17 protein-coding genes are annotated in these 13404 nt (G+C 56.4%); 12 read left to right on the plus strand and 5 right to left on the minus strand.

The annotated features are described in order from the left end of the window. Positions 1 to 69: 69 nt before the first annotated feature. The 7 genes from MO767_RS21770 (at position 70) to MO767_RS21800 (ending at position 4763) form a co-directional block, all read left to right on the plus strand. Positions 70 to 639, plus strand: a complete 570-nt coding sequence (locus MO767_RS21770; RefSeq protein WP_282482180.1) for an Rnf-Nqr domain containing protein — start codon at positions 70 to 72, stop codon at positions 637 to 639. Next, positions 636 to 1646, plus strand: coding sequence for an electron transport complex subunit RsxB (gene rsxB / locus MO767_RS21775; RefSeq protein ID WP_282482181.1), 1011 nt, complete (start codon positions 636 to 638; stop codon positions 1644 to 1646). Before MO767_RS21770 ends, rsxB begins: the two co-directional genes overlap by 4 nt. Continuing rightward, positions 1633 to 2625, plus strand: a complete 993-nt coding sequence (locus MO767_RS21780) for an RnfABCDGE type electron transport complex subunit D (RefSeq protein ID WP_282482182.1) — start codon at positions 1633 to 1635, stop codon at positions 2623 to 2625. The genes rsxB and MO767_RS21780 overlap by 14 nt, the downstream gene beginning before the upstream one ends. Then, positions 2622 to 3233, plus strand: a complete 612-nt coding sequence (locus MO767_RS21785; RefSeq protein WP_282482183.1) for an RnfABCDGE type electron transport complex subunit G — start codon at positions 2622 to 2624, stop codon at positions 3231 to 3233. The genes MO767_RS21780 and MO767_RS21785 overlap by 4 nt, the downstream gene beginning before the upstream one ends. Then, the gene (locus MO767_RS21790; RefSeq protein WP_282482184.1) at positions 3226 to 3813 is read left to right on the plus strand and encodes an Rnf-Nqr domain containing protein; all 588 of its coding nucleotides are present in this window, start codon (positions 3226 to 3228) and stop codon (positions 3811 to 3813) included. Before MO767_RS21785 ends, MO767_RS21790 begins: the two co-directional genes overlap by 8 nt. 25 nt (positions 3814 to 3838) lie before the next feature. Further along, positions 3839 to 4477 (plus strand): endonuclease III, encoded by a 639-nt coding sequence (nth, locus tag MO767_RS21795; RefSeq protein WP_282482185.1) that lies wholly within the window; start codon positions 3839 to 3841, stop codon positions 4475 to 4477. 106 nt (positions 4478 to 4583) lie between these two features. Then, entirely contained in the window at positions 4584 to 4763 is a 180-nt protein-coding gene (locus MO767_RS21800; RefSeq protein WP_007898493.1) for a hypothetical protein, read from the plus strand. Positions 4764 to 4850: 87 nt separating this feature from the next. Here MO767_RS21800 and MO767_RS21805 read toward each other — a convergent pair whose 3' ends face one another. After that, on the minus strand, positions 4851 to 5477 hold the full coding sequence (locus MO767_RS21805) for a response regulator transcription factor (RefSeq protein WP_008155570.1): 627 nt from the start codon (positions 5475 to 5477) through the stop codon (positions 4851 to 4853). A gap of 579 nt (positions 5478 to 6056) precedes the next feature. Here MO767_RS21805 and MO767_RS21810 point away from each other — a divergent pair. Next, a complete protein-coding gene (locus MO767_RS21810; protein WP_282482186.1) occupies positions 6057 to 6689 on the plus strand; it encodes a hypothetical protein in 633 nt (210 codons plus the stop codon). Between the two features lie 170 nt (positions 6690 to 6859). Here MO767_RS21810 and MO767_RS21815 read toward each other — a convergent pair whose 3' ends face one another. After that, complete coding sequence (locus MO767_RS21815; protein ID WP_007898502.1) at positions 6860 to 8077, minus strand: argininosuccinate synthase; 1218 nt, start codon at positions 8075 to 8077, stop codon at positions 6860 to 6862. A 129-nt stretch (positions 8078 to 8206) separates the two neighbouring features. Continuing rightward, positions 8207 to 9115, minus strand: coding sequence for an OmpA family protein (locus MO767_RS21820; RefSeq protein WP_282482187.1), 909 nt, complete (start codon positions 9113 to 9115; stop codon positions 8207 to 8209). A 159-nt stretch (positions 9116 to 9274) separates the two neighbouring features. Here MO767_RS21820 and pyrC point away from each other — a divergent pair, with 159 nt between their 5' ends. Both pyrC and rnt read left to right on the plus strand, forming a co-directional pair. After that, a complete protein-coding gene (gene pyrC / locus MO767_RS21825; protein ID WP_138968976.1) occupies positions 9275 to 10321 on the plus strand; it encodes a dihydroorotase in 1047 nt (348 codons plus the stop codon). Next, the gene (rnt, locus tag MO767_RS21830; RefSeq protein WP_149631464.1) at positions 10318 to 10995 is read left to right on the plus strand and encodes a ribonuclease T; all 678 of its coding nucleotides are present in this window, start codon (positions 10318 to 10320) and stop codon (positions 10993 to 10995) included. Before pyrC ends, rnt begins: the two co-directional genes overlap by 4 nt. A gap of 74 nt (positions 10996 to 11069) precedes the next feature. Here the strand turns inward: rnt and MO767_RS21835 are convergent, their stop codons facing one another. Further along, positions 11070 to 11672: a peroxiredoxin gene (locus tag MO767_RS21835; RefSeq protein ID WP_282482188.1), complete on the minus strand. Its 603-nt coding sequence runs from the start codon at positions 11670 to 11672 to the stop codon at positions 11070 to 11072. Between the two features lie 313 nt (positions 11673 to 11985). Here MO767_RS21835 and MO767_RS21840 point away from each other — a divergent pair, with 313 nt between their 5' ends. Together MO767_RS21840 and bfr are read left to right on the plus strand one after the other, a co-directional pair. Further along, positions 11986 to 12204: a bacterioferritin-associated ferredoxin gene (locus MO767_RS21840; protein WP_008155585.1), complete on the plus strand. Its 219-nt coding sequence runs from the start codon at positions 11986 to 11988 to the stop codon at positions 12202 to 12204. Between the two features lie 199 nt (positions 12205 to 12403). Continuing rightward, entirely contained in the window at positions 12404 to 12877 is a 474-nt protein-coding gene (bfr, locus tag MO767_RS21845; protein ID WP_123368465.1) for a bacterioferritin, read from the plus strand. Between the two features lie 177 nt (positions 12878 to 13054). Here the strand turns inward: bfr and grxD are convergent, their stop codons facing one another. Next, complete coding sequence (gene grxD, locus MO767_RS21850) at positions 13055 to 13396, minus strand: Grx4 family monothiol glutaredoxin (RefSeq protein ID WP_034149018.1); 342 nt, start codon at positions 13394 to 13396, stop codon at positions 13055 to 13057. Positions 13397 to 13404 lie beyond the last annotated feature (8 nt).

Raw genomic sequence — 13404 nt, forward strand, 5'->3', positions numbered from 1 at the left:
TCCTTGCCGGATAATGCCTAAGCTTTTTAGACCGTTCCGTTAAAAAGCCCCGTTCTTGCCGGCACGATCATGACCGAAATTGTTCTTACGCTTATCAGCGCTGCCCTGATCAACAACCTCGTGTTGCACTGGCCGCTGGGCGTCGATCCGCTGCTGGGCAACGAGCATCGACAGGTCCACGCGTTGGGTCTTGCGACGACGTGCTTGATGCTGATCGTCGGCACGCTGGGCTACTCGGCCTACCGTTGGTTGCTGGTCCCGCAGGAACTGACGTCGCTGCGCCTTTTCGTGTTCCTGCCATTAAGCGTTCTGCTGATTGGCCCGCTGCTGAAAATGCTTTCCCGGTTACTTCCAAAGCTTGCGTTCGATGGCCTCTGGCCCCTGCTGCTGAGCAACGCCGGCGTACTCGCCTTGACGCTGCTCAATGCTCAGGACGACAAAGGCTTCTTCCACGCCATGGCCCTGAGCCTGGGGGCCGGCCTGGGTTTCTGGTTGGTACTGAGCCTGTTCAGCGACTTGCGCCAACGCACCATCGAAAATGATATCCCCCTGCCCTTTCGCGGCCTGCCGATCGACCTGATCGGCGCCGGACTGATTGCAGTGGCCTTTCTCGGATTCAGCGGACTGATCAAAACATGAGTCTGATTCAACGCATCGACGCCCTCTTGCCGCAGACCCAATGCGGCAAGTGCGGCCACCCCGGATGCAAACCGTACGCCGAAGGCATTGCCAGCGGCGAACCGATCAACAAGTGCCCGCCGGGCGGCAGTGAAACCATCGCCGCCCTGGCCGAGCTGTTGAAAGTGCCGGTGCTGGAACTGGACATCAGTCGCGGTTCTGCCCCGGCGCAGATCGCCTACATTCGTGAAGCGGAGTGCATTGGCTGCACCAAGTGCATCCAGGCCTGCCCGGTGGATGCCATTGTCGGCGCGGCGAAATTGATGCACACGGTGATCGTCGATGAATGTACTGGTTGCGACCTGTGCGTAGCGCCCTGCCCGGTGGATTGCATCGAGATGCGGCCATTGCCGCTGGCCACGGTGCTGCCGATTGTCGGCGGTCTGGCGTTTAGCCTTGAGGAGCAACGTGCCCGGGCGGCCAAGCGCAATCATGCTCGGCGCCGATTTGAACAGCGCAACGCTCGCCTGTATCGCGAAGAAGAACAGAAAATCGCCGAACGTCAGGCCCGAGCCCAGCGCGCCGTCCAGCACAGCGAGGTAGCGACACTCGACCCGGTTCAGGCCGCTCTTGAGCGAGTCCGCGCACAGAAGGCAGCCAATGCGGATGCGGCGTTGAAAAAGGCCAAGATCGATCTGGCGATGAGTCGGGCGCAGTTGAACAAGTCACTCAAGGCGTTCGGGCATCCGCCGACCTTCGAACAGCAGTCGCAACTGATCGTCTTGCAACAGCAGTTCGAGGTTGCCGAACAGGCATTGGCGACACTGGAAAGTACTGCACCGCCAGCCGCGCCCCCCGTCGTTCCGGCGAAAAATGCGCAGTTGAATCGGGCAAAGATCCAGTTGGCCATGCGCCGCGCCGAACTCAAGAAAGCCCAAGCCAGCGAAGCGTCGGCTGAGCAGATCGAAGCCCTGGAACTCGCGGTGAATGAAGCCGAGTGTCAGGTGGATGCCTATGCCGCCCCTTGAATCGGTCGACGAGCGCCTTCAGCAGGCCATGAAGCTGGTATTGCTGGCTACCGTGCCGGGAATGCTGGTGTTTTTCTGGCTGTATGGCTGGGGCGTGTTGATCAACCTGATTCTGACGGGTGTTACCGCACTGGCCGTTGAAGCGACCGTGTTGCGCTTACGCAAGCGAGCGCTCAAGCCGACCTTGAGCGACGGCAGCGCACTGGTCAGCGCGACGCTGTTGGCGCTGGCCTTGCCGCCTTATTGCCCGTGGTGGCTGACGCTCTGTGCCGCGGCGTTCGCGATGGTGTTCGGCAAACACCTGTATGGCGGCGTTGGCAAGAACCCGTTCAACCCGGCAATGCTGGGCTTCGCCCTGGTGCTGGTGACCTTTCCCCAACAGATGACCCACTGGCCGTCATCCCATGGACTGGACCTGATCGCAGGCTTGCAGCAGGTGTTCGGGTTCAGCCTCGGGCAGACGCCAGATGCCTGGGTCCAGGCCACGGCGCTGGACAGCCTGCGGATCAACAAAAGCCTGACCATGGACGAACTGTTTGCCGCTAACCCGGCGTTCGGTCATTTCGGTGGCCGAGGCATGGAATGGGTCAACCTGGCCTTTCTGGCGGGCGGCGCGTTTCTGCTGCAACGACGGGTGTTCAGCTGGCATGCGCCGGTCGGCATGCTCGCCAGCCTGTTCATCATCAGCCTGCTGTGCTGGAACGGCTCGGGCTCCGACTCCCATGGCTCGCCGCTGTTTCATCTGCTCACTGGCGCGAGCATGCTGGGTGCATTCTTCATCGTCACGGAACCGGTGTCCGGCGCAAAAAGCCCCGGCGCGCGACTGTTGTTCGGCGCGGGCGTCGGGCTGCTGACGTACCTGATTCGTACCTGGGGTGGTTATCCGGACGGCGTAGCCTTTGCCGTGCTGTTGATGAACCTCTGTGTGCCGGCGCTGGAGCGGTTTGCCACCTCTAGACTGGAACGAGGTGCGCCATGAGCCGATCGTCGAGCGTTGTGATCCTGGTGTTGCTGGCAGGCCTGGGGATTGGCGCGACTTACCTCGTGCAACACACCAGCGCGCCGCGCATTGCGGCCGAACAGCGCCTGATCGACAGTCGTAACCTGCTGGACCTGCTCCTGGCTGAAAGCTACGACAATCAGCCGCTGGAACAGCCGCTCGCCCTCGAAAGCACTGGATTGGCCAACAGCACGCTGCTAGGTGGCTACCTGGCGACCAAGACTGGCCAACCCAGCGCCGTGTTGCTGCGCAGCCAGACCCTGGGTTACGAGGGTTCCATCGAATTGCTGATCGCCATCGGCGCAAACGGCAAGGTGCTGGGCGTCAAAACGCTCAAGCAATCGGAAACACCTGGGCTGGGCGGACGACTCGCCGACTGGCCCAATGCCTGGCTTCAGGCTTTTTCCGGAAAGTCCCGAACCGAACCTGCCGACAATGGCTGGGCCTTGAAAAAGGATCAGGGGCAATTCGATCAAATAGCGGGGGCGACCATTACTTCGAGAGCGGTCATCAACGCCATCCATGACGCGTTGCGCTATTTCGACGAACATCAGCAACAGTTGATCGGGAGCAGCGCTCATGAATAAGTCATCGACGCTGCAGAATTCACTGATGCTTGCGCCACTGATCGGCGCCACGGATTCTTTGGTGACCGCCCTGGGCTTGTGGCTGATGTTCATCGTGGTGATCAGTGCCTTTGGAGTGAGCGTGGGCGCCTTGCGACCCCGACTTGTCCCGGCGACACGTTTGCTTGCCAGCGTCCTGCTGGCGGCCACACTGACCAGCTGCACGGAACTCGCCGCGCAAGTCTGGTCGCTGCAATGGCACCAACATGTAGGGCTCTATGCAGGATTGATTGCCTTGCAATGTGTTGTGCTGGAACACACCGGTTTTTTCCAGAGCTCCTGGCGCGAGCGTCTGCGCCTGTGTGGCCTGTTCGGCGCGTTGATGGCGGGCCTTGGCTTGCTGCGCGAACTCATCGGCAGCGGGACACTCGGCAGCCATCTGCCATGGCTGGCTGGCACTGCGCAAGCGGACTGGCAAGGCTGGGTACTGACCGCCGACGGTGGCTTGCGCCTGGCCACCCTGGCCCCTGGTGGATTCATTCTGCTGGGACTGCTGATCGCCGCACGTCAGGCCTGGACCCGCTCGACGCCCTCTCACTGACCGCCTTCGAGGAAACGCACTGCCCATGAATGCCGCAAAACGTCTGGAAATTTTTCGCCGATTTCACGAAGACAACCCGGAACCGAAGACCGAACTGGCCTATTCCTCGCCGTTCGAATTGCTGATATCCGTGATTCTCTCGGCGCAGTCGACCGATGTCGGCGTCAACAAGGCCACCGCCAAACTCTACCCGGTGGCCAATACGCCAGCGGCGATTTACGCCCTGGGTGTCGAAGGCTTGTCGGAATACATCAAGACCATCGGCCTGTTCAACAGCAAAGCGAAAAACGTGATCGAGACCTGTCGATTACTGGTGGAACGTCATGGAGGTGAAGTGCCGCAAACCCGTGAAGAGCTGGAAGCGTTACCCGGCGTCGGCCGCAAGACCGCCAACGTAGTGCTCAACACCGCGTTCCGTCAGCTGACCATGGCCGTGGACACGCATATTTTCCGGGTCAGCAACCGTACCGGCATCGCTCCAGGTAAAGATGTAGTGGAGGTTGAGAAAAAACTGATGAAGTTCGTGCCGAAGGAATATTTGCTCGACTCCCATCACTGGCTGATCCTCCACGGGCGCTACGTTTGCCTGGCCCGCAAGCCTCGTTGCGGCAGTTGTCGGATCGAAGACTTGTGCGAATACAAGCAAAAGACGTCGGACGATTGAGGCGCTATTAGGTTTTTCGATTTATCGATTGAAAAAATCTTTTTTACCCGCTGGGAGATTATCGATATAAGGAGCGCCAAAGGCAGCCTTAGCCTGGAGTAACACTATGAGCACTGGCAAAGAGCAATTGGACGTAGAAGACGACTTCACCCCTGTTGAGGCTGATGATGCTGAACCGGTGGTTGAAGTGGCGAAGACCAACCTGAGCAAACGCCGTACCATCGACAATCTGTTGGAGGAGCGCCGACTGCAAAAGCAATTGGCCGATTACGATTTTGACCTATGACACCTAAAAGCCTCCCGAAACGGAGGCTTTTTACTTAGTGCCGCCTGATGCCCCCTGCTTATCGCGCCTCGTCAAACGCTGGGGCAGTCACACCAGACCATTGCGTTGAGCCAATTCGATCAGGTCGACCAGGGAGCGGGCATTGAGTTTCAACAACAGACGAGTCTTGTAAGTACTGACAGTTTTATTGCTGAGGAACATTCCATCGGCGATCTCCTTGTTGGTCTTGCCTCGGGCCAATTGTTGCAAAACCATCATTTCCCGTCCCGACAGACGATCCACCATATCGGCTTCACTGGCGTTCCCCAAACTGGAACGTACGGTATGCAACGCTTGATTCGGAAAGTAACTGTAGCCCGACAATACTGCCTTTATTGCACTGAGCAACTCAGTGAGGTCCTGTTGCTTGCAAACATATCCGGCGGCACCTGATTGCATGCAACGCATAGAGAAATGCCCGGGTGCCTGGGAAGTTAGTATCAGTACTTTCATGGGCATTGCTGTCGATGTCAGACGCGCAATAACTTCCAGCCCATCAAGTTTTGGTATTCCAATATCAAGGATGACAATATCCGGCATATGCTCACGGGCAAGTTGCAACGCATCCACGCCATTATCTGTCTCTGCAATAACCTCGTAGCCGTGACGCTCCATTAGCATACGTACCGCAAGACGAATGACAGGGTGATCATCCACGATCAGCACTTTATTCATGGGCAAGTCCAATTTTCGCTGTTCGAATTTTTAGAGCCCGCACGATAGCCTAGTCGTTTCACCCATGGCATGACGCCCCCCTCGGCCACCCACACCAAGAGACATTTCCTACGGACATTAAAGAATCGTCTTACAAATTTCCAAAAATACCGGAGGGGTAAAAACTTTATCAACCTGAAAATGTTTCGATTATCCGCAGTTTTTTTGTTTCTATTTACAACCAGAAAACCAAATAACAGGGTTCGTCGCAAGCGATCCAACGAACACCGACTATTGAGCTACCCTTAAAAGTAACTGATATTTACCACTTGACATCCCATACCACAAAGACCGCATATCAAAGTTGTAATAAAAAATCACACTAGGCAACACTTAAAAAACAAACTCAATCCATCACCCCCTAAAACTCAACAACAGAGGTACCCGCGAAACACTCAATACCGTTACTATCAAACCTTCGAAATCTAAAACTCAAAAGGAGCGCTGCACTAATACAAACACCGACCACTTAGTTATTAAAATGAAAACCGGAAATATCAACCAATAGAGAAAAAACAATATCCCCATGAGCAAAAAAACATGATCAAATCAAAGAAAAAAATCCTCAACCCCATGACAGTCATTGCAATATTCGCCGCTATTTCTGAAACATCGGCCGCCGTATCATTGCCCTTTCTCGACAATAAGGAGCGGGAACTCTATGTCTGGTTCCTGATCAGTTTTCCTTTTTATTTGCTTTTTCTTTTCTTCGCCACACTTAACTTCAACTACCGGTCGCTGTACGCGCCATCCGATTACGGCAAGGGAAAGCATTTTGTAAAAGTGATGGACAACGCTGAACGCGGTCAGCGGCCCGATAACCTGAAGGACCCTCCCGCCCGGATCGGCATTCAGACGGGCCTCTCGGTTCTACAGTACGTTTGCCTGACCGAGCCGCTAAAAAACCTGCACATCGTCGATGCGCAGTGGCTAAACAAGAAAATGGAATTCGGTGCCTGGATTGAAAAAAACCGACACCCACAGGGAAGCCCTGCACAAGTGATCGTATTTCTCACCTGTACCGATTCGGAGGCACTACTCAAGGAAAGCGCAAGCAAGCAATCAAAACAGGCAAAGAATCGCAACAGTCCAACGCTCTGCATTGCTTACAATTTGAATTCACGCGGTCTGACGATTCTTGATCACTCTTTTTACCTGACACGCAGCAGGTAACGCTTGAAGAGCATTCAGAGAGAGGAAACAGAAGGAAGGTATTACAGATACAAAAAGAGCGCTGATAACACGATGTCCGGCAGGAAAATTCCCCCTATTCAGAAATTGTGGCCTTGTCACCGACAAGGCCACAACTCTACTACCGTGGTTCCACTAAAGCTTCAAAGGTCTCAGAAAAGCTTCCGGCCTTTGTTCGCCGCAATGCGCATGCGCAAGGCGTTGAGCTTGATGAAGCCCGCCGCGTCGGCCTGGTTGTAGGCGCCGCCATCCTCTTCGAAGGTCGCGATGTTGGCATCGAACAACGATTCGTCGGACTTGCGACCGGTGACGATCACGTTGCCCTTGTACAGCTTCAGGCGCACAACGCCGTTCACGTGGGCCTGGGATGCATCGATCATCTGTTGCAGCATCAGACGCTCAGGGCTCCACCAGTAACCGGTGTAGATCAGGCTGGCGTATTTAGGCATCAGCTCGTCTTTGAGGTGAGCCACTTCGCGGTCCAGGGTGATCGATTCGATCGCACGGTGGGCGCGCAGCATGATGGTGCCACCTGGGGTTTCGTAACAGCCACGGGACTTCATGCCCACGTAACGGTTCTCGACGATGTCGAGACGGCCGATACCGTGTTCGCCACCGATACGGTTCAAGGTCGCCAGCACGGTAGCCGGGGTCATTTCGACGCCGTCCAGTGCGACGATGTCGCCGTTGCGGTAGGTCAGTTCCAGGTACTGCGCCTTGTCTGGAGCCTTTTCCGGGGAGACGGTCCATTTCCACATGTCTTCTTCGTGCTCGGTCCAGGTGTCTTCCAGCACGCCGCCTTCATAGGAGATGTGCAGCAGGTTGGCATCCATCGAGTACGGGGATTTTTTCTTGCCGTGACGCTCGATCGGGATGTTGTGCTTTTCAGCATAATCCATCAGCTTTTCACGGGAGAGCAGGTCCCATTCGCGCCACGGAGCAATCACTTTCACGCCTGGCTTCAAGGCGTAGGCGCCCAGTTCGAAACGAACCTGGTCGTTGCCCTTGCCGGTGGCGCCGTGGGAAATGGCGTCAGCACCGGTTTCGTTGGCGATTTCGATCAGGCGTTTGGCGATCAACGGACGAGCGATGGAAGTACCCAACAGGTACTCGCCTTCGTAAACGGTGTTGGCGCGGAACATCGGGAAAACGAAATCGCGCACGAATTCTTCGCGCAAGTCGTCGATGTAGATCTCTTTCACGCCCATGGCCTGTGCCTTGGCGCGTGCAGGTTCGACCTCTTCGCCCTGACCCAGGTCAGCGGTGAAGGTCACGACTTCACAGTTATAAGTATCCTGCAGCCACTTGAGGATCACCGAAGTGTCCAGGCCGCCGGAATACGCCAGAACGACCTTGTTTACGTCCGCCATGCCATCACTCCACGGGGTTCTACGGAAAGCCGTCAAGTCTACCGGTCATGCAGGACAATTTACAGAGGCGCGACAGCTTATGACGACGAAGCGACAGATTATGTCGAGTGAGCGACGATAACAGCGGGTTCAGGAGGTCGACGCGGCGCTCGCCGATGCAGTGGCCTGAGGGGCCGGCTTTTCGGTGGGCGCAACACGCGCAAGGTGCACATTGACCCGACGGTTCTTTGCCCGGTTGGCGGAATTGGTATTGGGCGCCAATGGATAACGCTCGCCGTGAAAGCGCACGGTGATCTGCGATTCCTGAATGCCGTTGGCCTTGAAGAACTCCATGACGGCCAGGGCCCGACGCCGCGACAGATCACGATTGGTCAGGCGGTTGCCGCTGTTATCGGAGTGGCCATCGAGCTCGATGTGGTTGACCGTCGGATCAGCCCTCATGAACTCCAGCATCACCTGTAATTGCGCCTTGGCCTGCGCGTCGAGATCGATGACTTCGCCGGGGAAGCCGATCTGCGATTGCTTAACCTGCTCGAAATTCTTCGGCAGCAGCTTCGCCACGCAGCCCTGATAGTCGTTAAATGCCTTGCTGAACTTGACTGGCAACAGACGCACTTCCGACACCCGGCCATCGCCCGAGTAATGTCGAACCACCGGACTGCGGCCATCCATCAGGCCGCTGATCAAGCGGCCTGCCTGAACTTGCGAACTGTTGAACAACACATTGCCACTGCCGATTCGCACAGAACCAAGGTTGATGTCGCCACGCCCCGGCTGCCAGGGCGCAGCCGCCGCCAACAAGGTGGCCGAACCGCCGCCGATCATCGAGTTATAGGCCTTCAGACGGAACGTCGCTTGCTCGCCAGCGCGACGCACGAATTCGCCCGAACCAAAATCGGTGATCGGCTGAGCCAGGCGGCACTCGAACTTGTCTCCTTCGACCGTCCACTCGATGCTCTCCAGACGGGTCTGGAAAGTGAGCGCCATCGCAGGAAGGCTGGCAAACACGCTGAGCAAGGCTAAATAACGCTGGCGCACGGGAGGCTCCACTGGCTTCTACAACAAAAAGACCGACACACAGATGTTTACGGCATACCTGTTGGATATCGGAAGCTTCCTGCAAAACTTGATAGCGAGTGCCTGTAAGTGTCTTTTCCGGTAGCATTCCCCTCAGTTTGACCCGCCTGGAATCCCCTCATGTCCGACCGCCTGACCCTGCTGCGTCCCGACGACTGGCACATTCATCTTCGCGATGGTGCCGTGTTGACCAATACCGTTGCGGATGTCGCGCGCACCTTTGGTCGCGCCATCATCATGCCCAACCTGGTACCTCCGGTGCGTAACGCCGCTGAAGCCGACGGCTATCGCCAGCGGATTCTCGCTGCACGCCCGGCCGGCAGTCGCTTCGAACCGTTGATGGTGCTGTACCTGACCGACCGCACCCAGCCCGAAGAAATTCGCGAGGCCAAGGCCAGCGGTTTCATTCACGCCGCCAAGCTGTACCCGGCCGGCGCGACCACCAACTCGGACTCCGGTGTCACCAGCATCGACAAGATCTTCCCTGCACTTGAGGCCATGGCTGAAGTCGGGATGCCCTTGCTGGTTCACGGTGAAGTCACCCGCGGCGATGTCGATGTGTTCGACCGCGAAAAAATCTTCATCGATGAGCACATGCGTCGTGTGGTCGAGCGTTTCCCGACGCTCAAAGTGGTGTTCGAACACATCACCACCGCCGACGCCGTGCAGTTCGTCAACGAGGCTTCGGCCAATGTTGGCGCGACCATCACCGCGCATCACCTGCTGTACAACCGCAACCACATGCTGGTGGGCGGGATTCGGCCGCACTTCTATTGCCTGCCGATCCTCAAGCGCAATACCCATCAGGAAGCCCTGCTCGACGCCGCCACCAGCGGCAGCGACAAGTTCTTTCTGGGCACCGATTCGGCGCCCCATGCCCAGCACGCCAAAGAAGCCGCTTGCGGCTGTGCCGGTTGCTACACCGCTTATGCAGCGATCGAAATGTATGCCGAAGCCTTCGAACAGCGCAACGCGCTGGACAAGCTCGAAGCCTTTGCCAGCCTGAACGGCCCGCGTTTCTACGGCCTGCCGGTGAACACCGATCGCATCACCCTGGTCCGCGAAGAGTGGACCGCCCCAACCAGCCTGCCATTTGGCGAGCTGACCGTAATCCCGCTGCGCGCCGGTGAAAAACTGCGCTGGCGCCTGCTGGAGGAACACGCGTGAGTGAAGACCATTTCGACGACGAACAGGACGGTCAAGGCGGCGGAGGTGGTTCACGCCACCCGATGGCTGAGCGCTTCCGTGGATACCTGCCAGTCGTTGTCGACGTTGAAACCGGTGGTTTCAACTCTGCCACTGACGCCTTGCTGGAAATTGCCGCAACCACCATTGGCATGGACGAAAAAGGGTTTGTGTACCCTGACCACACCTACTTCTTTCGCGTAGAGCCTTTTGAAGGCGCGAACATCGAAGCGGCCGCGTTGGAATTTACCGGGATCAAACTCGACCACCCGCTGCGCATGGCAGTGAGTGAAGAAGCAGCGCTGACCGACATCTTCCGTGGCATCCGCAAGGCCCTGAAAGCCAATGGCTGCAAACGGGCGATTCTGGTCGGGCACAACAGCAGCTTTGATCTGGGCTTCCTCAACGCCGCCGTCGCGCGCCTGGACATGAAGCGCAACCCGTTTCATCCGTTCTCGAGCTTCGATACGGCAACACTGGCCGGTCTGGCTTACGGCCAAACGGTACTGGCCAAGGCCTGTCAGGCCGCCGATATCGACTTCGACGGGCGTGAAGCCCACTCGGCTCGCTACGACACCGAGAAGACGGCCGAGCTGTTCTGCGGCATCGTCAATCGCTGGAAACAAATGGGCGGCTGGGAAGACTACAACGACTGATCCGTCGTCAGGTTTATCCCGCGCATAAAAAAACCGGCCTCAACGGCCGGTTTTTTTGTGCCTGACGCTTGGGCTTACAGTGCCGCAGCGTGCTCGGTCAGGTAAGCCGCGACACCTTCGGTCGAAGCGGTCATGCCTTTGTCGCCTTTTTTCCAGTTGGCAGGGCAAACTTCGCCGTGCTCTTCGTGGAATTGCAGAGCGTCGACCAGACGGATCAGCTCTTCCATGTTACGGCCCAGCGGCAGGTCATTGATGATCTGCGAACGGACAACGCTTTTGTCGTCGATCAGGAACGCGCCACGGAAAGCTACGCCGTCAGCAGACTGAACGTCGTAGGCCTTCATGACTTCCTGCTTGATATCGGCAGCCATGGTGTAGCGAACCTGGCCGATACCGCCATTGTTCACCGGGGTGTTGCGCCAGGCGTTGTGGGTGAAGTGCGAGTCGATCGAAACGGCGATCACTTCAACGTTGCGTGCCTTGAAGTCAGACATGCGGTTGTCCAGAGCGATCAGCTCGGACGGGCAAACGAAGGTGAAGTCCAGTGGGTAGAAGAACACCAGGCCGTATTTGCCTTTGATGGCCGACGACAGGGTGAAGCTGTCTACGATTTCGCCATTGCCGAGTACGGCCGGTACGGTGAAGTCAGGGGCTTGTTTGCCTACGAGTACGCTCATTGGATATCTCCTGGTGTAATAACGTGAAGAACTGGGCTCGTATCAGCCTGTCACCTTCAGGCGACGGCCCTGTGACACGACCCTCTTCGCAAGGACCGACCATCATACACGGCGTTTTTAAGCTGTCCTCAACGGTTTTTCGCAGGTTCGTAAAATTGCCGTCGCCGCGGTTACTGGCAGATTGCCCTGACGAAAACCGTTCGTCAGTCGCGCCCGCTTATAACGCGAAGCTTTCAGAAAGCACTTTGACAATCATTCTCGTTAACATTAAGATCCATCGCAATTGAGTCACAACCAGCGACGGTTTTCACTTATGTATGTCTGCCTCTGCACTGGCGTCACCGACGGTCAAATCCGCGAAGCAATCTATGAAGGTTGCTGCAGCTATAAGGAAGTCCGTCAGGCCACCGGCGTTGCGAGCCAATGCGGTAAATGCGCCTGCCTTGCCAAGGAGGTCGTTCGCGAAACCCTGACCAAGCTGCAATCGGCCCAGGCTGCAATTCCCTATCCTGTAGAATTTACTGCCGCGTAACTACCATATTTCAAAGAACCGGACTTGATGTCCGGTTTTTTTATACCTGAAAATCAATCGCTTACGCTCTAGACGCGGAACAAAAACATTCTTATTCAGATTAATTTTCATTTAAGTTTCAATAACTTAGGTTTGACACCCTTAATTACGCGGCTCAAACTCTGCCTCATTGACAGCTAATAAAGGGCAGGACCCCATCATGAAAGGCGACATTACAGTCATCCAGCATCTCAACAAGATCCTTGCCAATGAACTGGTCGCGATCAATCAATACTTCCTGCATGCACGCATGTACGAAGACTGGGGCCTGAACAAGCTCGGCAAGCACGAGTACCACGAATCCATCGACGAGATGAAGCACGCAGACAAGCTGATCAAGCGCATCCTGTTCCTTGAAGGCCTGCCGAACGTCCAGGACCTGGGCAAGCTGCAGATCGGCGAACACACCAAGGAAATGCTTGAGTGCGACCTGCGTATCGAACGCACCGGTCATGCGGATCTCAAAGTGGCTATCGCTCATTGCGAAACCGTTGGCGACTTTGGTAGCCGTGAACTGCTTGAAGATATTCTTGAATCCGAAGAAGAACATATCGACTGGCTGGAAACCCAACTGGGTCTGATCGATAAAGTCGGTCTTGAGAACTATCTGCAATCGCAGATGGGCGAAGAGTAGTAGCTGTCGAGTGCAACGAGGCTGCGATCTTGGCGATGGCAGTGGCGACATCGACATCGACATAACTTATCAAGCGCAATAAAAAGCCCCACTCCTCTTTCGAGGGTGGGGCTTTTTAGTTGCTGAAGATCAAAAGATCGCAGCCTCGTTTCACTCGACAGCTCCTACAGGAGCTAGTCAGGCTTCGGACTTGTTGGCAGCAGCAGCTTCGACAGCAGCCTTGATGGTGGTTTGCAGCGAACCGTCTGCAGCCATCTCAGTCATGATGTCGCTACCGCCGACCAGCTCACCGCCCACCCACAGTTGCGGGAAGGTTGGCCAGTTGGCGTATTTTGGCAGGTTGGCGCGGATTTCCGGGTTCTGCAGGATGTCCACATACGCAAACTTTTCACCACACGCCATCACGGCCTGCGCGGCTTTCGCGGAGAAGCCGCACTGCGGGGCATTCGGCGAACCTTTCATGTAAAGCAGAATGGTGTTGTTAGCAATCTGCTCTTTAATCGTTTCGATGATATCCATGGAGCACC

This window comes from Pseudomonas sp. UYIF39 (genome assembly GCF_029963765.1).
Classification (GTDB): Bacteria; Pseudomonadota; Gammaproteobacteria; order Pseudomonadales; family Pseudomonadaceae; genus Aquipseudomonas.

Bases quoted from the DNA above. Each gene is read 5' to 3' on its own strand.
- MO767_RS21785 (WP_282482183.1), top strand. From the start codon at position 2,622: ATGAGCCGATCGTCGAGCGTTGTGATCCTGGTGTTGCTGGCAGGCCTG.
- MO767_RS21840 (WP_008155585.1), top strand. From the start codon at position 11,986: ATGTATGTCTGCCTCTGCACTGGCGTCACCGACGGTCAAATCCGCGAA.
- MO767_RS21815 (WP_007898502.1), bottom strand. From the start codon at position 8,077: ATGGCGGACGTAAACAAGGTCGTTCTGGCGTATTCCGGCGGCCTGGAC.
- MO767_RS21770 (WP_282482180.1), top strand. From the start codon at position 70: ATGACCGAAATTGTTCTTACGCTTATCAGCGCTGCCCTGATCAACAAC.
- bfr (WP_123368465.1), top strand. From the start codon at position 12,404: ATGAAAGGCGACATTACAGTCATCCAGCATCTCAACAAGATCCTTGCC.
- MO767_RS21835 (WP_282482188.1), bottom strand. From the start codon at position 11,672: ATGAGCGTACTCGTAGGCAAACAAGCCCCTGACTTCACCGTACCGGCC.
- MO767_RS21800 (WP_007898493.1), top strand. From the start codon at position 4,584: ATGAGCACTGGCAAAGAGCAATTGGACGTAGAAGACGACTTCACCCCT.
- nth (WP_282482185.1), top strand. From the start codon at position 3,839: ATGAATGCCGCAAAACGTCTGGAAATTTTTCGCCGATTTCACGAAGAC.
- MO767_RS21810 (WP_282482186.1), top strand. From the start codon at position 6,057: ATGATCAAATCAAAGAAAAAAATCCTCAACCCCATGACAGTCATTGCA.
- rsxB (WP_282482181.1), top strand. From the start codon at position 636: ATGAGTCTGATTCAACGCATCGACGCCCTCTTGCCGCAGACCCAATGC.
- MO767_RS21805 (WP_008155570.1), bottom strand. From the start codon at position 5,477: ATGAATAAAGTGCTGATCGTGGATGATCACCCTGTCATTCGTCTTGCG.
- MO767_RS21780 (WP_282482182.1), top strand. From the start codon at position 1,633: ATGCCGCCCCTTGAATCGGTCGACGAGCGCCTTCAGCAGGCCATGAAG.
- pyrC (WP_138968976.1), top strand. From the start codon at position 9,275: ATGTCCGACCGCCTGACCCTGCTGCGTCCCGACGACTGGCACATTCAT.
- grxD (WP_034149018.1), bottom strand. From the start codon at position 13,396: ATGGATATCATCGAAACGATTAAAGAGCAGATTGCTAACAACACCATT.
- MO767_RS21790 (WP_282482184.1), top strand. From the start codon at position 3,226: ATGAATAAGTCATCGACGCTGCAGAATTCACTGATGCTTGCGCCACTG.